This is a genomic window from Escherichia sp. MOD1-EC5990, assembly GCF_002965285.1.
Classification (GTDB): domain Bacteria; phylum Pseudomonadota; class Gammaproteobacteria; order Enterobacterales; family Enterobacteriaceae; genus Escherichia; species Escherichia coli_F.
The window spans coordinates 16,065-39,048 of sequence record NZ_PTRV01000007.1 but is presented as its reverse complement, the minus strand read 5'-3'; the positions used below and the strand labels follow the sequence as shown (position 1 = coordinate 39,048).

The following is a 22,984-nucleotide window of genomic DNA, read 5'->3' as shown; positions in this document are numbered from 1 at the left end:
GGTCGCCTGTCTTTTGATCTGCTAAACGTAACACATTACGCCGATTCATTCCTTGAAATCGTTTGCATCCAGCTCGTGTCGGGAAAGCAGTTTATAAAATTCTGTCCGGTTGCGCCCCGCCATTCTCGCCGCGTGGGTGACATTACCTTTGGTGATTTGCAGCAGCTTACGCAAGTAGTTGAGTTCAAACTGATTACGCGCCTCAACAAAGGTTGGCAGAGCCGTATTTTCGCCCTCCAGCGCCTGCTCGACTAACGCATCACTAATCACCGGAGATGATGTTAGCGCCACGCACTGTTCAATCACGTTGACCAACTGGCGCACATTACCCGGCCAGCTCGCGGTCATCAGTCGTTTCATTGCATCGGTGGAGAATGCGCGGACAAACGGTTTATGTCGCTCTGCCGCCTGGCGCAATAAGTGGTTTGCCAGTAGCGGAATGTCTTCTGTGCGCTCCGCCAATGCCGGAATTTTCAGACTGACAACATTGAGGCGATAGTAGAGATCTTCACGGAATTCCCCGCGCGCCATCGCCTTTGGCAGGTCACGGTGAGTGGCGGAAATAATCCGCACGTCGATATCAATATCGCGGTTGCTGCCCAGCGGGCGCACTTTGCGCTCCTGCAACACGCGTAGCAGTTTGACCTGCAACGGTGCGGGCATGTCGCCAATCTCATCGAGAAACAGCGTACCGCCTTCCGCCGCCTGGAATAAACCTTCGCGATTGCTGACAGCGCCAGTAAACGCGCCACGCGCATGACCAAACAGCTCGGACTCCAGTAATTGCTCGGGCAATGCGCCACAGTTAATAGCAATAAACGGCTTGCTGTTGCGCGGGCTGGCGTTGTGGATCGCCTGGGCAAAAATCTCTTTCCCGGTACCGCTCTGACCGTTAATCAAAACGCTAACATCTGACTGCGCCACCAGCCTCGCCTGTTCCAGCAAACGCAGCATCAGCGGGCTGCGGGTGACAATCGCCTCGCGCCAGCGTTCGTCGGTGGTTGGCGCGGATTGTTCCAGCGCATCATCAATTGCCTGATACAGCGCGTCTTTATCGACGGGCTTGGTGAGGAAACTGAACACGCCCTGCTGTGTCGCGGCAACCGCATCGGGAATGGAGCCATGCGCGGTGAGGATGATTACTGGCATACCTGGCTGCACTTTCTGGATTTCGGCAAACAACTGCATACCGTCCATTTCATCCATCCGCAGGTCGCTGATGACTAAATCTACTTTTTCGCGATTCAGTACCCGCAATCCTTCAGCTCCACTTTCTGCCGTAACCACGCTGTAGCCTTCGCTGGTCAGACGCAAGCCAAGCAGTTTCAGCAATCCAGGATCGTCATCGACCAGTAATAAATGCGCAGGTTTATGGCTCATCAGGAGTGACCTCATGGGTAGATGGCGCGGGATTTTCGCTCTCGTGCGGCGTATCGGGCGAGAAATTGCCAGCCGGTTTGCGGGTCGAGAGCTGACGTTCAATATCGGTCAGATTTTCCAGCTTGCGGGTGGTGAGCTCCAGTTGCTGCTGTAGAACGTGATGTTGCTGGCGCAAAGTATCCAGTTCGCTGTCGCTGGACTGCTGGAGTTTGCTGTAGCGTTGGCGCTCTTCCGCCAGTTGCAGTTGCAGCGCCTGACCGTCGCGCCAGAGTTGATACAGTGGGCGAACCTGTGCCGGGATCTCGGTACTTAACCCATCAATGCGCGCGACCAGCTGGCGGCGCTCATAAGGCGTAATTTTGGCGTCGGCGAGCAAAATCCCTTGTTTGAAGGTATTTTGCCAGCTGCCGTCGTCATATTGGCGGGCTTGCTGACGCGACTGCGCAGGCATTAAACGATCAGCACAATCCATCGCCCGCAGCCAGTAAAGCGGATTGGTTTCGGTTGACTTACCGTGCAGTGCCCAGATGTCGCTGCATTCAGTAGAAAGATAGTCAGCCAGTTGATAAACCGGAATTTTTTCTTCTGCTGGCGTATCAATAGCTGGCTTATTGTGACTCTGCACGCAACCCAGCAATGCCAGACATGGCAGCCCTGCCAGCCATAGCCGTCGGGGCAATAATCGTTGAAAAATGTGTCGCATATTCACCAGACTTAAAACCTATCCCAGTGGGCGTAATTGTTGCAGGCAGTTTGGACATGGACAGCGCGGAGAAACCGGAGCGTACACGTAGTACGTAAGGATTTCGAGCACTGCACGGGGCCAAACTGGCAAATAAAATAGCCTGATGGGATAGGCTCTTAACATTATTTCGTGTTTTTCGACGACGGTAATTCAATGCGGAAGCAAACCTCTTGCCCGCTCTCGTCGACCAGATACAGTTCCCCCTGCATACGGCGAATACAATCCCTGGCAATGCTTAATCCCAGACCGCTGCCCTTCACCGCCCCTTTTCGCTGGTGGCTTCCCTGAAAAAAGGGTTCGAAGATCATGGCGCGTTCCTCTTGCGGAATGGGTGTGCCCGTATTGATGACATCAATATAAACCCGCGCGCCATGTAAACTGCTGCGAAGGCAAATGTTACCGGATTCAGCCCCGTAGTGCACCGCATTGGAGTAAAGATTATCCAGTACGCTCATCAGCAGCATTGGCTCCGCCAGGCAAGCTGTTGCTTTGAGATCGACGTCGGTATGCATCATTTTAGCCCGTGCGGGCAGGCTATGAGCAGAAACCACCATTTCCACCAGCGGTGCCAGCTCTACACTCTCCAGTTCCACCGCGCCGTCCGCCTGTTTACGGTTGTAATCAAGCAGTTGTTCGATCAGTTTTTGCAAATTGCGGCTGCTGCTATCAAGGATGCTCACCACCTCTTTTTGCTCGGGCGTAAGCGGCCCGACAACCTGGTCAGCCAGTAATTCAGTGCCCTCGCGCATACTCGCCAGCGGGGTTTTTAATTCATGAGATAAATGTCTTAAAAATTGATGACGTTGGGATTCCAGCCATGACAGGCGCTCACTTAACCAAAGAATACGTTGCCCAACCGAGCGTAACTCACTCGGTCCACTGAACGAAACGCTATTGCCCAGAGAACGCCCTTCCCCCAGACGGTTGATCATCCGTTCAATATTTTTTACCGGGCCGATAATCATCCGGGTGAAGAGCAGTACCATCACCAGACTTACCAGAAATAACACCAGCGATTGCCAACCAAAATATTGCCCACGTTCGGCGATTTCACGCTGAAGCTGCTGTCCGCGAGAGAACACCACTGTGCGCGTGGCCTGTACCATTTCGGTATTGGCACTGGCAAAGGCTTCCAGACGCGCGGCGGCAGCAGCATCGGGACCGCTGTTGTTACACTGAAGTTGAGCCAGATTGTTCAAATCCTGACGCAATGCCTGGTAAAGTTTATCGTCCGGCAGTACGCCTGCGTGGGCATCGAGCATTTCGCTGTAACGCTTGCGCTGGCTTTGATAAACCTTCGCCAGAGTTGGGTCGTCCAGCACGCAATACTGACGGTAGCTACGCTCCATCTCCAGCGCCGCGTTGGTCATCGCTTCACTGCGTCGGGCATCAATAAGCGTAGTGCGGTTAACCAGCGCCGCCTGATCGCTAAGCGCATTCAGGCTTTGCCAGGCTTGCCATGCCAGCACCAACAGGGGTAGCAGAATCAGCAAAAATGCCAGCATTACCAGTTGTCGTAATGAGCGGGGAAAAACGGGCCAGCGTTTCAAGGTGTTACTCTCGTCAGACGCGAATAGCCTGATGCTAACCGAGGGGAAGTTCAGATACAACAAAGCCGGGAATGACCCGGCTTTGTTATGGAATAAGGCGGTGCCTAACTCGACGTTTCGCCCGAGGGTTGATATAGCTAAGCTGATATCAGAAGTTGGACGGCAGGCACCTTGTTGTGCGTCATTCGAATTTTATGTAGCACGTCCCGAAGGGGCTGACATAAGTCGGTGAATGAGCCACTAATGACTATTATGCAGTAACTGTGCCAATAAATAAAATAGTTTGGTAACGTACTGATTATACGTTGTTTTGATGGATTTATGACTTCTTCGCTATTTGGGTGTAAATCAGCCATTGTGTCGCTAAAAAGAGACACCTTAAGATAAATTTATTAGATCCAAATAAAATCAATCAATTAAATGTCGCCAAAAAGCGACACGGTAAACCACCCATTGTCGTGATTTACAGACACAAAAAAAGCTCCCGGAGCTGGGAGCTTATGATAGTGGTCGGCGTTTAATGCCGGATGCGGCGTGAATGCCACATCCGGGCAGCAAAACCAATAGTTTGACGACTTACCCCAACTGCTTACGCGCATTGCGGAAAATACGCATCCATGGGCCATCCTCGCCCCAGTTTTCCGGATGCCAGGAGTTACTGACAGTACGGAAAACACGTTCCGGGTGCGGCATCATAATGGTGACTCGACCACTTTCAGTCGTGACCGCCGTAATACCATTCGGAGAACCGTTCGGGTTAGCCGGGTAGGTTTCAGTGACTTTGCCGAAGTTATCGACATAGCGCAGTGCCACCAGCCCTTTGCTTTCCAGTGCCGCCAGATGCGCCGCATCGCGCACTTCCACGCGCCCTTCGCCGTGAGAGACAGCAATCGGCATCTGCGAACCCACCATCCCTTGCAACAGCAGAGACGGGCTTTGGGTCACTTCTACCAGGCTGAAACGCGCTTCAAAGCGATCGGAGGTGTTACGCACGAAACGTGGCCACAACTCGCTACCTGGGATCAGTTCGCGTAGGTTAGACATCATCTGGCAACCGTTACATACCCCCAGCGCCAGCGTTTGCGGACGGTGGAAGAAGGTTGCAAACTCATCGCGTACACGGTCATTGAACAGGATAGACTTCGCCCAGCCTTCACCTGCACCCAGCACGTCACCGTAGGAGAAACCGCCGCACGCTACCAGAGCGTGGAAATCCTCCAGGCCCGTGCGTCCAGCCAGCAGGTCGCTCATATGCACATCGATTGCATCGAAGCCTGCACGGTGGAAAGCTGCCGCCATTTCAACATGCGAGTTCACCCCCTGCTCACGCAGCACGGCAACTTTCGGACGCGCACCGGTGGCAATATACGGTGCTGCCACATCTTCGTTGATATCAAACGACAGTTTCACATTCAGGCCCGGATCGGCGTCGTTAGATTTCGCCTGATGTTCCTGATCGGCACACTCCGGGTTGTCACGCAGGCGCTGCATCTGCCAGGTAGTTTCTGCCCACCAGACACGCAACGTGGTGCGGCTTTCGCTGAATACAGTCTGCCCGTTGGCGGTAATTACAAAACGGTCACCGGAAACCGCCTGGCCAACATAATGGACGCAATCAGCAAGCCCATGCTGTGCCAGTACCGCTTCAACTGCTTCACGGTCAGCGGCTCGAACCTGAATCACCGCACCCAGTTCTTCGTTAAACAACGCCGCCAGGCGATCGTCACCCAGAGTGGCGATATCCGCGTCAATGCCGCAATGACCAGCAAAGGCCATTTCCGCCAGCGTTACCACCAGCCCGCCATCAGAGCGGTCGTGATACGCGAGCAGCTTACGCTGTGCAACCAGCGCCTGAATCGCATCATAGAAGCCTTTCAGTTGCGCGACATCGCGTACATCTGCCGGTTTGTCGCCAAGCTGACGATAAACCTGCGCCAGTGCCGTTGCGCCCAGCGCGTTATTGCCTTTGCCTAAATCAATCAGCAGCAGTGCGTTATCTTCGGTAGAAAGCTGCGGCGTGATGGTGTGACGCACATCTTCCACGCGGGCAAATGCAGAAATCACCAGCGAAAGCGGCGAGGTCATTTCGCGCTCTTCGCTACCTTCCTGCCAGCGGGTTTTCATCGACATAGAGTCTTTACCCACCGGAATCGTCAGGCCCAGCGCCGGACAAAGCTCTTCGCCCACCGCTTTAACGGCTTCATACAGGCCCGCGTCTTCACCTGGATGACCTGCTGCCGCCATCCAGTTAGCGGAAAGTTTAATGCGTTTGATATCGCCAATCTGCGTAGCGGCGATGTTAGTTAACGCTTCACCGACCGCCAGGCGGGCAGAAGCGGCGAAATCCAGCAGTGCAACTGGCGCACGTTCGCCTATTGCCATCGCTTCACCGTAGTAACTGTCGAGGCTGGCGGTAGTGACTGCGCAGTTAGCGACCGGCACCTGCCACGGACCCACCATCTGATCGCGCGCCACCATGCCGGTTACGCTGCGATCGCCGATGGTCACCAGAAAGGTTTTCTCCGCCACAGTCGGCAGATGTAACACACGTTTCACCGCGTCAGCGATGGTGATCCCTTCACGGGCCAGCGCGTCGCCTTTCGCTTTCAGCGTTTGCACATCGCGGGTCATCTTCGGCGTTTTGCCAAGTAGTACGTCGAGCGGCAGATCGATGGGTTGATTATCAAAATGACGATCGTGCAGAGAAAGATGTAATTCTTCGGTGGCCTCACCAATCACCGCGTACGGTGCGCGCTCACGCTTACACAGTTCGTCAAACAGCGGTAACTGATCGGCAGCAACGGCCAGCACGTAGCGTTCCTGGGATTCGTTACACCAGATTTCCAGCGGGCTCATGCCCGGTTCGTCGCTCAGGATATCGCGCAGTTCAAATTTACCGCCGCGCCCGCCGTCGCTCACCAGCTCCGGCATGGCGTTAGAAAGACCGCCTGCGCCGACGTCGTGGATAAACAGAATCGGGTTCGCGTCGCCAAGCTGCCAGCAGCGGTCGATCACTTCCTGGCAACGACGTTCCATTTCCGGGTTATCGCGCTGAACGGACGCGAAATCGAGATCCGCGTCAGACTGGCCGGAGGCCATGGAAGAGGCCGCGCCGCCGCCAAGACCGATGTTCATTGCCGGGCCGCCGAGAACGACCAGTTTCGCACCGACGTTGATCTCGCCTTTTTGTACGTGATCGGCGCGAATGTTGCCGATCCCACCCGCCAGCATGATCGGTTTGTGATACCCGCGCAGCTCTTCGCCGTTGTGGCTGTTCACTTTTTCTTCATAGGTACGGAAGTAGCCGTTCAGTGCCGGACGACCAAATTCGTTGTTAAATGCCGCGCCGCCCAGCGGACCTTCTGTCATGATGTCCAGCGCGGTGACAATGCGCTCAGGCTTACCGAAATCTTCTTCCCACGGTTGTTCAAAGCCAGGAATACGCAGGTTGGATACGGAGAAACCGACCAGACCAGCTTTCGGCTTCGCGCCGCGGCCGGTGGCACCTTCATCACGAATTTCGCCACCGGAACCGGTTGCCGCACCCGGCCACGGAGAAATCGCCGTTGGGTGGTTGTGGGTTTCGACTTTCATCAGGATGTGCGCCGGTTCCTGATGGAAATCGTAGCGGCCCGTTTCGTGGTCAGCAAAGTAGCGGCCCACTTCAGAACCTTCCATTACGGCGGCGTTATCTTTATAAGCCGAAAGAACGTGATCCGGCGTGGTTTCGAAGGTGTTTTTGATCATCTTGAACAGCGATTTCGGCTGTTGTTCTCCGTCGATAATCCAGTCGGCGTTAAAAATTTTATGACGGCAGTGCTCAGAGTTCGCCTGGGCGAACATATACAGCTCGATGTCGTTCGGGTTACGACCCAGCTTTGTGAATGCATCCTGCAGATAGTCAATTTCATCTTCCGCCAGTGCCAGGCCAAGACGCAGGTTAGCGTCGATTAGCGCCTGACGGCCCTGCCCCAGCAAATCAACGCTGGTGACCGGAGTCGGTTGATGGTGTGCAAACAGCTGCTCTGCATCATCTAAAGCAGAAAAGACCGTTTCCATCATGCGGTCGTGCAGTTCAGCGGTCACCTGCTGCCATTGTTCATGGGTCAGCGTACCGGCTTCTATATAGTAAGCAACGCCGCGCTCAAGGCGGTTTACCTGTTGCAGCCCGCAGTTATGGGCGATATCGGTCGCTTTCGAAGACCAGGGAGAGATGGTACCAGGACGCGGGGTCACCAGCAGGAGTTTACCTTGCGGGGCGTGGCTGGCGAGTGCCGGGCCATATTTCAGCAGGCGTTCAAGTTGTGCGTGCTCATCATCGTTTAACGGCGCATTGAGGTCAGCAAAATGGACATACTCGGCGTAAATATTGTGAACCGGGAGCCTGGCAGCCTGAAAACGTGCCAGCAGTTTGTTGATTCGGAATGCCGACAATGCAGGCGAACCACGCAGAATTTCCATCATAAGTCTCTCGTCTTCTAAGCTTTCGGTGTACCCAAGGGGGGGAAACGGGCGTCATTATAAAGAATCTGATGCGCTGACGAAACCGTTTGCGTGGAAATAAAATCACCATTGTGAATTAGCAACGCGTGCCGCCAATGGCTGTAATAAGTTGCCAACTGGCGCTGGTTTACGCAAAATGCCGCTCATTTATGAGTAAACCTTTCACTATTATTACGTTTTTTCAAGCTGGGATGCGCACGACACAGAGAATTAACTAATTGAAAAAATTAAAGATTAATTATCTGTTCATCGGCATTCTGGCACTGCTGCTCGCGGTCGCTCTCTGGCCACCCATTCCCTGGTTTGGTAAAGCCGACAACCGTATCGCCGCCATTCAAGCGCGGGGAGAGTTGCGTGTGAGCACTATTCATACCCCACTGACTTATAACGAAATCAACGGGAAACCTTTTGGCCTGGATTACGAACTGGCGAAACAGTTTGCCGAGTACCTCGGCGTAAAACTGAAAGTGACCGTGCGGCAGAATATCAGCCAGCTGTTTGACGACCTCGATAACGGCAACGCCGATCTGCTGGCTGCAGGACTGGTTTATAACAGTGAGCGGGTAAAAAACTATCAGCCTGGCCCTACCTACTATTCCGTGTCACAACAACTGGTTTATAAAGTGGGTCAGTATCGCCCGCGTACGCTGGGCAATCTGACAGCGGAGCAACTTACCATCGCACCAGGCCATGTGGTGGTTAACGATCTCCAGACCCTGAAAGAAACAAAATTCCCGGAATTAAGCTGGAAGGTAGACGACAAAAAAGGCTCAGCAGAATTAATGGAAGATGTCATCGAAGGAAAACTCGATTACACCATTGCTGATTCTGTCGCCATCAGCCTGTTTCAGCGCGTTCACCCGGAACTCGCTGTAGCGCTTGATATCACCGACGAACAGCCGGTGACCTGGTTTAGCCGATTAGATGGCGATAATACCCTTTCTGCCGCTCTGCTCGACTTCTTCAACGAAATGAATGAAGACGGTACGCTGGCACGCATTGAAGAGAAATACCTGGGGCATGGCGATGATTTTGATTACGTCGATACGCGCACGTTTTTACGCGCCGTCGATACCGTACTGCCGCAGTTGAAACCGCTGTTTGAGAAGTACGCCGAAGAAATTGACTGGCGTTTGCTGGCCGCTATTGCTTATCAGGAATCGCACTGGGATGCACAGGCCACTTCCCCGACGGGTGTACGTGGCATGATGATGTTAACCAAAAATACCGCACAAAGCCTCGGCATTACGGATCGTACCGATGCCGAACAGAGCATCAGCGGCGGTGTGCGTTATTTGCAGGATATGATGAGTAAAGTGCCGGAAAGTGTGCCGGAGAACGAACGGATCTGGTTTGCCCTCGCCGCGTACAATATGGGCTATGCGCATATGCTGGATGCCCGCGCCCTGACGGCAAAAACTAAAGGTAATCCTGACAGTTGGGCTGACGTGAAACAGCGCCTGCCTTTACTTAGCCAGAAACCCTATTACAGCAAGCTGACTTACGGCTACGCACGTGGGCATGAAGCCTACGCTTATGTCGAAAATATTCGTAAGTATCAGATTAGCCTGGTGGGGTATCTGCAAGAGAAAGAGAAGCAGGCTACAGAAGCGGCGATACAACTGGCGCAGGATTATCCGGCAGTATCGCCAACGGAGCTGGGCAAAGAGAAATTTCCTTTTCTCTCGTTTCTTTCCCAGTCGTCATCAAACTATTTGACCCACTCTCCCTCTCTGCTGTTTTCGAGGAAAGGGAGTGAAGAGAAACAAAATTAATCCGTCGAGGATTGCGCTTTTTTCTGCGCTTTAATTTCCTGTCGGCGCATGCGAAAGAAGTCACTGAGCAACGCCGCGCACTCATCCGCCAGTATTCCTTCTGTAATTTCCACTCGGTGATTCATACCCGGATGGTGCAGCACATCCATTAAAGATCCCGCAGCGCCCGTTTTCGCGTCACGCGCACCAAAGACCACGCGACCAATGCGACTGTGGATCATTGCTCCGGCACACATTACACAGGGTTCAAGCGTGACATACAACGTGGCGTCGATCAGACGATAATTTTGCATCACCAGACCGCCCTGCCGCAGAGCCATGATTTCTGCATGTGCGGTGGGATCATGTCGACCAATCGGACGGTTCCAGCCTTCGCCGATTACCCGATTGTTATGCACTAATACCGCGCCGACCGGTACTTCCCGCTCATCCCAGGCACGCTTCGCCAGCGTCATTGCATGACGCATCCAGTATTCGTGGCTAAATTCGACTTCAGACAAAAAGAAAACTCCGGTTATAAAAGCGCGGCGCATTATACACGGACGCTATGCTTTACTCTATTCCAGTTGCTGGAGTTCACCGCGCGGGGTTACCCGCCAACGATGCTGGCAGAAATAAAGCAGCGGGTTGTCCTGATTACTGTCGCTATAGCCACTGTACAGCCGCAGCGGCGTGCCGATTTTGCGCTCCAGTTGCGCGACCTTTTCATGTCCCAGACAACGCATCGTCAATACCCAACCACCATAGCCACGCTGAATTTGGCTGGCGATAAGATTAACCCGCGGCAGCCAGGGCGTATCGAAATAAACCGCTTCAACCAGCGGCTGCGGAGATCCTGTGATCAACCAAATATCCGCATCGGAACTTAACAGGTAGGTAGTCAAACGCTCCTGAACCAGCGGAAAAGCGGTAACATTGTCGCGAAACCAGTGCACAAAATCGGCCTGCAACGCTTGTAAGCGCGCTTCACTGTGACCAAAAGTGCATCCCCAAAGAAGCAGACTCATCGGCCAGCGTGCTGCACGACCTTTTATCAATAACGCGATGGCAATGACCGGCAACAACGGCAGGACAAGTAATGCATTCAGCGGTTGGCGACGCAGTAAATAACGCATAAAACTGCCGAACATATCCTGCTGATGCAATGTTCCATCTAAGTCAAAAAACACCACACGACGCTCGTGAGTTGCCAAACCATACTCCTCTGGACTGAAACATCCTGATTAATCTTCGCTACTACATAGCCTAACAGATAGATCATCACTTTTCCGGCAACAATCGACTGCATCATGGCTATCTGGAATTTTTAATTCATGGCAATTAGCAGCGATGGAATATAAAATTCACTCGCGTGTGTTTCATATTGCCTGTTGTCGCCATAATTTCATCGCGAGGAAAGATATGAACGGCTTACTTCGTATCCGTCAGCGTTACCAGGGGCTTGCCCAGAGTGATAAAAAACTGGCGGACTATTTGCTACTACAACCTGATACGGCGCGCCATTTAAGCTCTCAGCAACTGGCCAACGAAGCCGGAGTCAGTCAGTCCAGCGTCGTGAAGTTCGCGCAAAAACTCGGCTATAAAGGTTTTCCGGCATTGAAGTTGGCGTTGAGTGAAGCGCTGGCAAGCCAGCCGGAATCCCCTTCTGTGCCCATTCATAACCAAATCCGTGGTGATGATCCGTTACGGCTGGTCGGCGAAAAACTGATTAAAGAAAATACTGCCGCCATGTACGCAACGCTAAACGTTAATAGTGAAGAGAAACTACATGAAGGCGTGGCAATGTTGCACTCTGCGCGGCGGATAATTCTGACCGGTATTGGCGCTTCGGGTTTGGTGGCGCAAAACTTTGCATGGAAGCTGATGAAGATTGGCTTCAATGCCGCCGCAGTGCGCGATATGCATGCGCTACTCGCCACAGTCCAGGCGTCGTCCCCTGACGATCTGTTATTAGCCATTTCCTACACTGGTGTACGACGCGAGTTAAACCTGGCGGCAGATGAGATGCTGCGAGTGGGCGGAAAAGTACTGGCGATTACCGGCTTTACTCCCAATGCCCTGCAACAACGCGCTTCTCACTGCCTGTATACCATTGCCGAAGAACAAGCGACAAACAGTGCTGCAATCTCTGCTTGTCACGCTCAGGGAATGTTAACGGATTTACTGTTCATTGCGCTGATTCAGCAGGATCTGGAACTGGCACCAGAACGTATTCGTCATAGTGAAGCGCTGGTGAAAAAACTGGTTTGAGTAAAGAATGCGCGTATAATGCCCGCCCGGTTTGTGTTGTTTTGAGAGTTTCCTTATGGCGCTGTTAATCACTAAAAAATGCATCAATTGTGATATGTGTGAACCCGAATGCCCGAATGAGGCGATTTCAATGGGCGATCATATCTACGAGATTAACAGCGATAAGTGTACCGAGTGCGTAGGGCACTACGAGACACCAACCTGCCAGAAGGTGTGCCCGATCCCTAATACTATTGTGAAAGATCCGGCGCATGTCGAGACAGAAGAACAGTTGTGGGATAAATTTGTGCTGATGCACCACGCGGATAAAATTTAATATTTTGCTCTATGAGCAGGATATTGCTTATTTGCTCGTATAAAAGCGAAAGTTACATATTCATTTCCATGATGTCATTAATGAATATATTCATTAAATGAATTCCGATAATATATACGCCGACACTTACGTCTAATTATTAAAGGCGCGCCTGGCTGGTTAACCTGACGCGCCTTAAGTACGTTTCCTGGTGTTACAAGAACAGAAGGATCAGCTGTAAAACAGCAATGACGACTTTAATGACCCGTTTAATCAGGTATCGGCAATCAGTCATTCGTTTTTCCTTAAACAAGGAATGCAGCCGTTCAGATTAGCCCTTACATCTCCCCAAAACTGAACGTGCGAGTTATTGGAATCGAGTGCCGCACTCCACACCAGAGCTTTGACGACACCACTCGTTTCAACGGGGGAATTCAGTGGCATGGCGTAGAACACAGCAAAATTGCCAATAACGAAACCGATTTTAATGTACTTATCAAAAAGCGGTCACGTTAATCTTTTCATCAATGTCGATTTCTTCGTAAAGGCTCGCGTTTTTTATGTCAGAGATTGCAAGTTGCTTGTACAGGATAACGAAATTGATCCATAATCATTTCCGTTGGAATCGTGTGCTGCACAAAATTAAAGTTGTAAAGTAAACCCCCTGTTCCTTACCAGTTCGGGGGTTTTACTTTTTAAAGAGAACGATATTATTTTAACTTTCGATAATTACCGTGGCACAAGCATAGTGGCGCTCATCTGCCAGCGTTACATGCATATTTACAACGCCGAGCTTTTCCGCCAGTTTTAATGCCTCGCCCCACAGTCGCAGCCGTGGCTTACCAAGCTCATCGTTAAATACTTCAAACTGATTAAACGCCAGACCATTGCGGATCCCGGTGCCAAACGCTTTTGCTGCGGCTTCTTTTACGGCAAAGCGTTTCGCCAGAAAACGCACCGGCTGGTGGTGCGTTTTCCAGATTGCCCATTCGTTATCGCTTAATACGCGGCGTGCCAGGCGCTCACCGGATCGGGCGATCACCGATTCAATGCGAGCGATCTCCACAATATCCGTACCTAAACCTAATATTGCCATTAGCCACGCGCTTCCAGCATCAAACGCTTCATTTCTGCCACCGCATCTTTCAGTCCGGTCATCACTGCACGACCAATAATGGCATGACCGATATTCAGTTCATGCATCTCAGGGATGGCGGCAATGGCTTTCACGTTGTGATAGGTCAGACCGTGACCAGCGTTAACTTTCAGACCGAGACTAGCGGCAAAGGTCGCGGCTTTGGCGATACGCGCCAGCTCTTGCGCCTGTTCGGCGTCAGTTTTGGCATCAGCATAGCAACCGGTGTGGATCTCGATAAACGGTGCGCCAACCTCTGCCGCAGCTTTGATCTGCTCTTCATCGGCGTCGATAAACAGAGAAACCAGGATCCCGGCCTCCGCCAGACGTTTGCAGGCATCGCGCATTTTTTCACGCTGTCCAGCGACGTCCAGGCCACCTTCGGTTGTGACTTCCTGACGCTTTTCAGGTACCAGGCAGCAAAAATGCGGCTTTGTTTCAACGGCGATCGCCAGCATCTCTTCGGTCACCGCCATCTCCAGATTCATGCGGGTATCCAGCGTCTGACGCAGGATGCGCACGTCGCGGTCGGTAATGTGGCGACGATCTTCACGTAGATGCACGGTAATGCCATCCGCCCCCGCCTGCTCAGCAATAAACGCCGCCTGCACCGGATCCGGGTAAGCAGTACCACGTGCGTTACGCAGCGTTGCAATATGGTCAATGTTGACGCCTAACAGTAATTCAGCCATGACAATCCTCATCATTCATAATGTGTTTTCACCGTTCGCTTAGGCATAAACTGCCGGAACAGTTCCCTGCTCTTTAATGGTTTACCGCCAAGATACGGCTTAAGCGCCATGCGGGTAAAGCGTTTCGCGGCGCGTAGTGTGTCTGCGTCAGGAAATTCCCGCGCGTTTAACGCTTTTAACTGCCTTCCAGTGAACGTTTTATTGTCGATAACGACGCTTGCGATAAACCCTTTTTCTTCGCGATAACGATACGTCATGGTGTCATCTACCGGCTCGCCGCTACCCGCACAATGGGTAAAATTGACGCCATAACCCAGATGACCGAGCAGTGCCAGTTCAAAGCGGCGCAGCGCGGGTTCTGGCGTACCAGTGGCACCTGCAAGAGACTGAATGCAGTGCAAGTAATCGAAAAAGAGTTCAGAGAAGCGCGTCTCGTATTCCAGCACGCGGGAAAGAAGTTCGTTGATGTACAAACCGCTGTAAAGGGTGATACCGCTTAATGGCAGCGCCAGCGAGACAGCTTCGGCACTGCGCAGTGTTTTGACTTCACCACGCCCACCGAAGCGAAGCAAGAGAGGGGTGAAAGGTTGTAATGCACCTTTCAGAGTAGAGCGTTTAGAGCGTGCGCCTTTGGCAACCAGACGCACGCGACCCGATTCCTCCGTGAAGACGTCCAGCATCAGGCTGGTTTCGCTCCACGGGCGACTATGCAATACGAATGCGCGCTGCCAGCCTTCCATCATACTCGTCGCCTTTCAAGTTGCAGGTGCCTTGGCTGCACCCGTTCACCCTGGTCACTTACTTTAGTAAGCTCCCAGGGATTCACGGTCTTGCCGCCTTCCTGCACCTCGAAAGTCATAGAGTATGCTAATTAAAGATCGTCAACGTAACCGAGACTGCGCAGTGCGCGTTCGTCGTCGGCCCAGCCAGATTTCACTTTTACCCACAGTTCAAGGTGGACAGGCGCTTCGAACATTTCCTGCATGTCTTTACGCGCTTCAATTCCGATGGTTTTAATCTTGGCCCCTTTGTTGCCAATCACCATCTTCTTCTGCCCCTCACGCTCAACGAGAATCAAACCGTTGATGTCATAACCACCGCGTTCGTTAGAGACAAAACGTTCGATCTCCACGGTCACGGAATATGGCAGTTCAGCACCGAGGAAACGCATCAGTTTTTCGCGGATGATTTCAGACGCCATAAAACGCTGCGAGCGATCGGTGATGTAATCTTCCGGGAAGTGATGGGTCGCTTCAGGCAGATGCTTACGCACAATTGCCGCGATAGTGTCGACATTCAGCCCGGTTTCGGCAGAAATCGGCACGATATCGAGGAAGTTCATCTGGCTTGCCAGGAACTGTAAATGCGGCAGCAGATCGGCTTTTTCCTGCACGTTGTCCACTTTATTCACCGCGAGGATTACCGGCGCTTTGCCATCGCGCAGTTTGTTGAGCACCATTTCATCGTCCGGCGTCCAGCGGGTGCCTTCAACGACAAAAATCACCAGCTCAACGTCGCCAATGGAGCTGCTCGCCGCTTTGTTCATCAGGCGGTTAATGGCGCGTTTTTCTTCCATATGCAGGCCTGGGGTATCGACGTAGATCGCCTGATACGCGCCTTCAGTATGGATCCCTACAATGCGGTGACGAGTTGTCTGCGCCTTGCGGGAGGTGATGGAGATTTTCTGCCCCAACAATTTATTCAACAATGTGGATTTGCCAACGTTCGGACGTCCGACGATAGCAATAAATCCGCAGTAACTTTTATCGTTGCTCATTCCAGCTCCAGTTTTTTCAACGCCTGTTCGGCGGCAGCCTGCTCAGCCTTACGACGGCTTGAACCTGTGCCAACCACCGGTTCACTCAGGCCGCTGACCTGGCAGTGGATAGTAAATTCCTGATCGTGCGCTTCGCCACGTACCTGAACTACCAGATAAGTCGGCAGCGGCAGATGGCGACCCTGCAAATATTCTTGCAAGCGCGTTTTCGGATCTTTTTGTTTATCGCCTGGGCTAATTTCGTCCAGACGGGTTTGATACCAGTTAAGGATTAATTTCTCGACGGTTTGAATGTCACTGTCGAGGAATACGCCACCAATTAATGCTTCGACGGTGTCGGCGAGAATTGACTCACGACGAAATCCACCGCTTTTAAGTTCACCTGGCCCTAAACGTAAGCACTCACCTAACTCAAATTCGCGCGCCAGTTCAGCCAGCGTATTGCCACGGACCAGCGTGGCGCGCATCCGGCTCATATCGCCTTCATCCACGCGAGGGAAACGGTGATAAAGCGCATTGGCGATAACGTAGCTCAGAATAGAGTCGCCTAAAAATTCTAAACGCTCGTTATGTTTGCTGCTGGCACTACGATGGGTTAATGCCTGCTGCAACAGTTCCTGATGATTAAAAGTGTAGCCCAGCTTCCTTTGAAGCCGATTAATTACGATGGGGTTCATGCGATACCAATAAATAAATGCGTCAACAATTCAGCACACGAAACAGACCTGATATACATGGCTCTGCTAACTGCTTCGCTGCAGTTTCAGTTTACCGGTATATGGGGACCAACGCTGTTTCGTGTGCCGTGGCAACCTGGAGGTGCCAACCTTAAACTTCGGGGGAATATTCTATACACAACGACGGGGGATGTCGTTAGCCACGGGAGATTTATCTCATAAATAATTCACGTTGTCGCCATAACGGCGACAACGTGAACGAAGATAAGCTATTAATGGATGCCGCCAATACGACTTAAGCGCACACCAGTCGGCCATTCGCCTTCTTGCTTATCGAAACTCATCCAGATAGCCGTTGCCCGACCTACCAGATTCGCTTCCGGCACAAAGCCCCAGTAACGGCTGTCCGCGCTGTTGTCACGGTTGTCACCCATCATGAAGTATTGGCCCGGTGGAACAATCCAGGTTGCCAGTTGTTGCCCTGGCTGCTGGTAATACATCCCCACCTGATCCTGCGCAATCGGCACTGTCAGAATACGGTGCGTCACATCACCCAGAGTCTCTTTACGCTCGGAAAGACGAATTCCATTTTCTTTGGTTTCGTTTTTCGGCACTTCAAAGAATCCGCTGGTTGCTTCCCCACCATTACGACGTGAGAAGGTCTGAACGAAATCGCTCGGTTCCACGTTTGAGTAGGTGACCGGCAGCGCGTTTTCACACGCCTGACCGGAGCTGCATCCCGGCTGAATCGTCAGCTCTTTTGAAACCGGATCGTAAGTGACTTTATCGCCCGGTAAACCCACCGCACGCTTGATGTAATCAAGCTTTGGATCTTCCGGGTATTTAAAGACCACGATATCGCCACGTTTCGGATGACCGGTTTCGATCAGCGTTTTCTGGTAGATAGGATCTTTAATGCCGTAAGCAAACTTTTCTACCAGAATAAAGTCACCGATTAACAGAGTCGGCATCATCGAACCTGACGGGATCTGGAACGGTTCATAAATAAACGAACGCACAATCAATACAATAGCCAGCACCGGAAAAACAGAAGCCCCGGTTTCCAGCCAACCTGGCTTCGGCGCAACTTTTTTCAGCGTTGCTTTATCCAGTGAGTCACCAGCAGCCGCTTGAGCCGCTGCCTGACGTTCCCGTCGCTTAGGTGCGAAAAAGAATTTATCCACGCACCATAAAATGCCCGTCACCAGTGTGGCAATCACCAGAATGAGGGCAAACATATTCGCCATGCCAACTCCTAAGGGTTATTTGTTGTCTTTGCCGACGTGCAGAATGGCGAGGAACGCTTCCTGCGGAAGCTCGACGTTACCGATCTGCTTCATGCGTTTCTTACCTTCTTTCTGCTTCTGCAGCAGCTTTTTCTTACGGCTTATATCGCCACCATAACATTTAGCCAGTACGTTTTTACGCAGCTGTTTCACGGTGGAGCGCGCAATGATGTGCGTACCAATCGCTGCCTGAATGGCAATATCAAACTGCTGGCGTGGGATCAGATCCTTCATCTTTTCCACCAGCTCGCGACCACGGTTTTGCGAATTATCACGGTGGGTGATCAGCGCCAGCGCATCAACACGTTCACCGTTGATTAATACGTCTACACGTACCATGTCGGACGCCTGGAAGCGTTTGAAGTTGTAATCCAGAGACGCATAACCACGAGAGGTAGATTTCAGGCGATCGAAGAAGTCGAGCACCACTTCAGCCATCGGGATCTCGTAGGTCAACGCTACCTGGTTACCGTGGTAAACCATGTTGGTTTGTACGCCACGTTTTTCTACGCACAGCGTAATAACGTTACCGAGATATGCCTGCGGCAATAGCATGTGACACTCTGCAATCGGCTCGCGCAGTTCGTAGATGTTATTTACCGCTGGCAGCTTCGATGGGCTGTCGACGTAAATAACTTCTCTTGACGTAGTTTCAACTTCATACACTACGGTCGGCGCCGTGGTGATCAGATCCAGATCGTATTCACGTTCCAGACGTTCCTGAATGATCTCCATGTGCAGCAGGCCGAGGAAGCCGCAGCGGAAACCAAAGCCCAACGCGCTGGAGCTTTCCGGCTCATAGAACAGTGAGGCATCATTCAGGCTGAGTTTGCCCAGCGCGTCACGGAAGGCTTCATAGTCGTCAGAGCTTACCGGGAACAAGCCTGCGTAAACCTGCGGTTTGACTTTCTTAAAGCCAGGCAGCGCCTTTTCTGCCGGATTACGCGCCAGTGTTAAGGTATCGCCTACCGGTGCACCGTGGATGTCTTTGATCGCACATACCAACCAGCCAACTTCACCGCATTTCAGTTCAGTGCGGTCAACCTGCTTCGGCGTGAAAATACCCAGACGGTCGGCGTTATAGGTCTGCCCGGTACTCATGACTTTCACTTTGTCGCCCTTACGCAGGGTGCCGTTTTTAATACGGATAAGTGAAACAACGCCCAGGTAGTTGTCGAACCAGGAGTCGATAATTAGCGCCTGTAACGGGCCTTCCGGATCGCCTTCCGGCGGCGGAATATCGCGCACCAGACGTTCGAGAACGTCCTGCACACCAACGCCGGTTTTCGCTGAGCAGCGCACTGCGTCGGTGGCGTCGATACCAACGATATCTTCAATTTCTTCTGCTACGCGTTCAGGATCAGCTGCCGGCAGGTCAATCTTGTTCAGTACCGGCACTACTTCGAGATCCATTTCCATCGCGGTGTAGCAGTTTGCCAGGGTTTGCGCTTCTACGCCCTGCCCGGCGTCGACCACCAGCAATGCACCCTCACAGGCAGCCAGCGAACGGGAAACTTCATAGGAGAAGTCTACGTGGCCCGGGGTGTCGATAAAGTTAAGCTGATAGGTTTCGCCGTCAGACGCTTTGTAATCCAGCGTCACGCTTTGCGCTTTGATGGTAATGCCACGCTCACGCTCAAGATCCATGGAATCGAGAACCTGCGCCTCCATTTCACGGTCAGACAGGCCACCGCAGATCTGGATAATACGGTCAGACAGCGTCGATTTACCGTGGTCAATGTGAGCTATGATCGAAAAGTTACGTATATTCTTCATAAAGTATGATTATTGTGCCTTAATGCCCGGTTAACCAGGCTTTTAGAAGTCGCTGTTCTGAGCTTAACGTCTGTATTAATAGAAACGCCGCATTCTACACTACAACATTGAGGCGAGGAAATGTTCATACGGTATGGATTGTGGTATCTGGAAACGTCCTCGCATTTGTTATGCAAAATGCAACAAAGCCAGTGAAATCACTGGCTCGCGTCTTCCGAAGATGTTTCAAATCGCACAAGGCCTGGCGGCAATGCCACGCTTAAGATGATCGGTTGCCATTCCGCCCGGGCAGCAAACTTTCGCGAGTAGCCGCGTGCAATCAGGAATCCACCAACGCCGCCGAGAATCGCACCGCATAATGCTGCAATATCTGAAGCAAAGAGTAGCTGAAATAACGAAGCGATGAGGAATAATCCCACCAACGGCGACATATAAACCAGTAATGCGGAGCTAAGAAGGCTGCCCTCGGCGATTCCTAATTCCACTTTTTGCCCCGGCACTAACGGTTCATCACAGGGTACGACAATGGTATGCGTGGTTTGTGGGCCAAGTTTATTCAGCACGCGGCTACCGCAACCGACACGAGAAGCACAGCTGCTGCATGAGGCTTTAACATCACAACTGACCAGCGCCTGCCCGTTTTGCCAGGAGACGACCGTAGCCCACTCTTTGATCATTGCGCTGCCCCGAACTTAATATTCTCGGCAATGCGTTTCGCCGTTTGCGGCGGCAGTTCGCCGACAATGGTGATTTCGGCGTTATCACGTACGCTTGTACTGACGGTTCTGCGTCCGGTGCGCAACATCTGATCGGTGCTCGATGGCGTAGCGCGGTTAACGTTTACCGAGAAGCTGAATAATCCGTCGGAATAGAGACGTGATTCGATAGGCATGTTGTCCATCGTCGGTAACGGACGTCGGCTGCTGGAAACTTCACTAAACCCCTGTGGCAACCAGGTTGGCGTCCAGCTGAATTTAGCTTTTTCACCTACAGGAACAGAAAGCAGCGGCGGCAGATTTGCTTTCGCCAGCGTCTGCATACTGCTGCTGATATCCTGATTAACGTTAAAAGCAATCACGCGAAATTGTTCCAGCGTTTCACCATCGCGATCAAGAAGATCAACCCGCATCGGTAATTTCGATTCGGTGTCCATCCACACGATGTAGCTGTAGCGTGTGCCATCACGGGCCACCACGCGAATGACTTCGCAAAGACGATCAGCAATACGCGTGCGTCCCACGGAGATAAAGTCGTAGTAAGGAGAAAGGCGTTTGAAATCGGTATAGATGAGCGATGGCAGAGAATCAACAATGTAATCGCCATTAAGCGTGAACGGTTCAAGGCCCGGTTCAAAGTAGCTGATTTCATTGCCGCGCTGTACCACTTCCCGGCGCGGGCCATCCATTTGCAACAATTGTGCAAGAGGACGGTTATCGAGGCGTGCATGTCGATAACGCAGAGACTCAACACCCTGTTTATTGATGCTGATGAATGACAGCTCGTAATTCAGTGACTGACTGGCCAGGTTCATCTGCTGTAATAACGCCCCGGACGCGGTAGTGGCCGAGGCGTTAGCAGAGAATAACAGGCTACCTGTCACTAATGACATGGCAAACCAAAGTTGCTTCATTACTGCGATTGCGTTCCTAAAGTTTGAATTCCTGGCACCTGTACAGCGGCTTGCTGTGTTTGGGCCTGCTCAAACTGAAGCTGTTCAGAGTGGAGTCGACGTTGCAGTTCGTAATCCTGCAACATTGCATTAATGCGACGACGCTGCTCCTGTACCTGCTGCTGTTGACCATTGTTTGCAGTCGCTTCAGAAGGTACTCCCAGGCTAACCGGGCTGGCTTTACCCATCATCGGCAGTGTATTAAATACTGGCGTTTCGGGCTGCTGGGACGTTTCAGATTGCCCATTATAGTGCTGGACGCCAACGATAACTGCAAGCGATACGCATGCTGCTACGCCCATTTGGGTAAGCTGTGCAGCCCATGGACGTACTTTCTGCCAGAATGGCATTTTCTGCCATTGATGCGGCGCAGGCTGGGCCTCTGGGATCAGTGTCGCCGGTTGACGTACTGGCTCTTCTTCAATGGCGGCCATTACGCGTGAAGAGATATCGAAATGGAGCACCTCGGGAGTATCACCCCGCATTGAGTCACGGATTAAGTGATAGCTTTCCCAGGTTTTCTGCATTTCTGGGTTATGAGCCAGTTCGTTAAGCAGCTCACTATCCAGCGTTTCGCCATCCATTAAAGCGGAAAGTTGTTCTTTCTGCATGCCTAATACCCTTATCCAGTATCCCGCTATCGTCAACGCCTGATAAGCGGTTGAACTTTGTTATCAATAGCTTCCCTCGCTCGGAAGATACGTGAACGCACCGTACCTACCGGACAATCCATGATAGCGGCTATCTCTTCATAGCTCAGGCCATCCAGCTCCCGCAAGGTTATTGCCATGCGTAAATCTTCCGGGAGGGACTCAATAGTTCGGAAAACTATCTGTCTCAGTTCTTCTGACAACATTAAGTTCTCAGGGTTCGAAATTTCTTTCAACGCGCCGCCACTTTCGAAGTTTTCAGCTTCAATGGCATCCACATCACTGGAAGGTGGACGGCGTCCCTGAGCAACCAGGTAATTTTTCGCTGTATTTACAGCAATCCGATACAGCCATGTATAAAAAGCGCTATCTCCCCGGAACGAATCCAGCGCACGATAGGCTTTAATAAAAGCTTCTTGTACCACATCGGGAACATCACCCGACGGCACATAGCGGGAAACCAGACTCGCCACTTTATGCTGATAGCGCACTACCAGTAAGTTAAAGGCTTTCTGATCTCCCTTCTGGACCCGTTCAACCAGGACCTGGTCCGTTAACTGCTCGCTCATCCGAGGTAAAGTCTCCCCAAACCAAATTTCCACGCGCTATCGAAACGCCACTCCATTAGCTGCAATTTGAGCAAGCAAAGGGTTAGAGTGTCTCGTTTTTGTAAAGTTCCGTAACGCATCTGTTTTTGTTTGTCATGCTGTAGACGGATCATTATCTATCATTATAAGTCTACAGAATCTGAACATCGCATTATCTGTGTAGAAATGCCCATTTAACTGCCTGAAGAGTAACCCAACGGCCTTTTTATTTCACCA

22 protein-coding genes are annotated in these 22,984 nt (G+C 51.9%); 3 read left to right on the top strand and 19 right to left on the bottom strand.

What is annotated here, in order from left to right; all coding sequences use genetic code 11:
* Nucleotides 1–45: 45 nt before the first annotated feature.
* From glrR to purL, 4 genes are all read right to left on the bottom strand, one after another.
* Nucleotides 46–1,380, bottom strand: coding sequence for a two-component system response regulator GlrR (gene glrR, locus BEB42_RS10285; RefSeq protein ID WP_012599921.1), 1,335 nt, complete (start codon nt 1,378–1,380; stop codon nt 46–48).
* Nucleotides 1,370–2,083: a two-component system QseEF-associated lipoprotein QseG gene (qseG, locus tag BEB42_RS10280; protein WP_105267356.1), complete on the bottom strand. Its 714-nt coding sequence runs from the start codon at nt 2,081–2,083 to the stop codon at nt 1,370–1,372. The genes glrR and qseG overlap by 11 nt, the downstream gene beginning before the upstream one ends.
* A gap of 164 nt (nt 2,084–2,247) precedes the next feature.
* Complete coding sequence (gene qseE / locus BEB42_RS10275; protein WP_001353026.1) at nt 2,248–3,675, bottom strand: two component system sensor histidine kinase QseE/GlrK; 1,428 nt, start codon at nt 3,673–3,675, stop codon at nt 2,248–2,250.
* Between the two features lie 576 nt (nt 3,676–4,251).
* Nucleotides 4,252–8,139 carry a phosphoribosylformylglycinamidine synthase gene (purL, locus tag BEB42_RS10270; RefSeq protein WP_000970072.1) on the bottom strand — a complete coding sequence of 1,296 codons (3,888 nt, stop codon included), beginning with the start codon at nt 8,137–8,139 and terminating at the stop codon, nt 4,252–4,254.
* Between the two features lie 257 nt (nt 8,140–8,396).
* Between purL and mltF the strand changes: the two genes are divergently transcribed.
* Nucleotides 8,397–9,953, top strand: coding sequence for a membrane-bound lytic murein transglycosylase MltF (gene mltF, locus BEB42_RS10260; protein WP_105267355.1), 1,557 nt, complete (start codon nt 8,397–8,399; stop codon nt 9,951–9,953).
* Here mltF and tadA read toward each other — a convergent pair.
* Both tadA and yfhb read right to left on the bottom strand, forming a co-directional pair.
* The gene (gene tadA, locus BEB42_RS10255) at nt 9,950–10,453 is read right to left on the bottom strand and encodes a tRNA adenosine(34) deaminase TadA (protein WP_001301544.1); all 504 of its coding nucleotides are present in this window, start codon (nt 10,451–10,453) and stop codon (nt 9,950–9,952) included. The two genes, mltF and tadA, sit on opposite strands and share 4 nt — an antisense overlap.
* 57 nt (nt 10,454–10,510) lie before the next feature.
* Nucleotides 10,511–11,146 carry a phosphatidylglycerophosphatase C gene (gene yfhb, locus BEB42_RS10250; RefSeq protein ID WP_000190667.1) on the bottom strand — a complete coding sequence of 212 codons (636 nt, stop codon included), beginning with the start codon at nt 11,144–11,146 and terminating at the stop codon, nt 10,511–10,513.
* Nucleotides 11,147–11,354: 208 nt separating this feature from the next.
* On the opposite strand from yfhb, the gene BEB42_RS10245 reads away from it, so the two are divergent.
* Complete coding sequence (locus BEB42_RS10245) at nt 11,355–12,203, top strand: MurR/RpiR family transcriptional regulator (protein WP_002431671.1); 849 nt, start codon at nt 11,355–11,357, stop codon at nt 12,201–12,203.
* A 55-nt stretch (nt 12,204–12,258) separates the two neighbouring features.
* The gene (gene yfhL, locus BEB42_RS10240) at nt 12,259–12,519 is read left to right on the top strand and encodes a 4Fe-4S dicluster ferredoxin YfhL (RefSeq protein ID WP_001196283.1); all 261 of its coding nucleotides are present in this window, start codon (nt 12,259–12,261) and stop codon (nt 12,517–12,519) included.
* 193 nt (nt 12,520–12,712) lie between these two features.
* Here the strand turns inward: yfhL and shoB are convergent, their stop codons facing one another.
* From shoB to rseD, 13 genes are all read right to left on the bottom strand, one after another.
* Nucleotides 12,713–12,793 carry a type I toxin-antitoxin system toxin ShoB gene (shoB, locus tag BEB42_RS10235; protein ID WP_000128779.1) on the bottom strand — a complete coding sequence of 27 codons (81 nt, stop codon included), beginning with the start codon at nt 12,791–12,793 and terminating at the stop codon, nt 12,713–12,715.
* Between the two features lie 420 nt (nt 12,794–13,213).
* Complete coding sequence (gene acpS / locus BEB42_RS10225; RefSeq protein WP_000986047.1) at nt 13,214–13,594, bottom strand: holo-ACP synthase; 381 nt, start codon at nt 13,592–13,594, stop codon at nt 13,214–13,216.
* A complete protein-coding gene (gene pdxJ / locus BEB42_RS10220; protein WP_024198867.1) occupies nt 13,594–14,325 on the bottom strand; it encodes a pyridoxine 5'-phosphate synthase in 732 nt (243 codons plus the stop codon). The genes acpS and pdxJ overlap by 1 nt, the downstream gene beginning before the upstream one ends.
* Nucleotides 14,326–14,336: 11 nt before the next feature.
* Nucleotides 14,337–15,065: a DNA repair protein RecO gene (gene recO, locus BEB42_RS10215; protein WP_000399393.1), complete on the bottom strand. Its 729-nt coding sequence runs from the start codon at nt 15,063–15,065 to the stop codon at nt 14,337–14,339.
* A 131-nt stretch (nt 15,066–15,196) separates the two neighbouring features.
* Complete coding sequence (gene era, locus BEB42_RS10210; RefSeq protein ID WP_000063883.1) at nt 15,197–16,102, bottom strand: GTPase Era; 906 nt, start codon at nt 16,100–16,102, stop codon at nt 15,197–15,199.
* Nucleotides 16,099–16,779: a ribonuclease III gene (gene rnc, locus BEB42_RS10205; RefSeq protein WP_001068343.1), complete on the bottom strand. Its 681-nt coding sequence runs from the start codon at nt 16,777–16,779 to the stop codon at nt 16,099–16,101. The genes era and rnc overlap by 4 nt, the downstream gene beginning before the upstream one ends.
* A gap of 272 nt (nt 16,780–17,051) precedes the next feature.
* Nucleotides 17,052–18,026, bottom strand: a complete 975-nt coding sequence (lepB, locus tag BEB42_RS10195) for a signal peptidase I (protein WP_000002542.1) — start codon at nt 18,024–18,026, stop codon at nt 17,052–17,054.
* Between the two features lie 15 nt (nt 18,027–18,041).
* Entirely contained in the window at nt 18,042–19,841 is a 1,800-nt protein-coding gene (gene lepA / locus BEB42_RS10190; RefSeq protein ID WP_000790168.1) for a translation elongation factor 4, read from the bottom strand.
* Nucleotides 19,842–20,038: 197 nt separating this feature from the next.
* Nucleotides 20,039–20,518 carry a SoxR-reducing system protein RseC gene (rseC, locus tag BEB42_RS10185; RefSeq protein WP_000589075.1) on the bottom strand — a complete coding sequence of 160 codons (480 nt, stop codon included), beginning with the start codon at nt 20,516–20,518 and terminating at the stop codon, nt 20,039–20,041.
* Nucleotides 20,515–21,471 (bottom strand): sigma-E factor regulatory protein RseB, encoded by a 957-nt coding sequence (gene rseB, locus BEB42_RS10180; protein ID WP_105267353.1) that lies wholly within the window; start codon nt 21,469–21,471, stop codon nt 20,515–20,517. Before rseB ends, rseC begins: the two co-directional genes overlap by 4 nt.
* Nucleotides 21,471–22,121 (bottom strand): anti-sigma-E factor RseA, encoded by a 651-nt coding sequence (gene rseA, locus BEB42_RS10175; RefSeq protein ID WP_001168459.1) that lies wholly within the window; start codon nt 22,119–22,121, stop codon nt 21,471–21,473. Before rseA ends, rseB begins: the two co-directional genes overlap by 1 nt.
* Before the next feature lie 32 nt (nt 22,122–22,153).
* The gene (rpoE, locus tag BEB42_RS10170; protein WP_001295364.1) at nt 22,154–22,729 is read right to left on the bottom strand and encodes an RNA polymerase sigma factor RpoE; all 576 of its coding nucleotides are present in this window, start codon (nt 22,727–22,729) and stop codon (nt 22,154–22,156) included.
* Nucleotides 22,726–22,881 (bottom strand): rpoE leader peptide RseD, encoded by a 156-nt coding sequence (gene rseD / locus BEB42_RS26225; protein WP_001303621.1) that lies wholly within the window; start codon nt 22,879–22,881, stop codon nt 22,726–22,728. The genes rpoE and rseD overlap by 4 nt, the downstream gene beginning before the upstream one ends.
* Between the last annotated feature and the right edge of the window lie 103 nt (nt 22,882–22,984).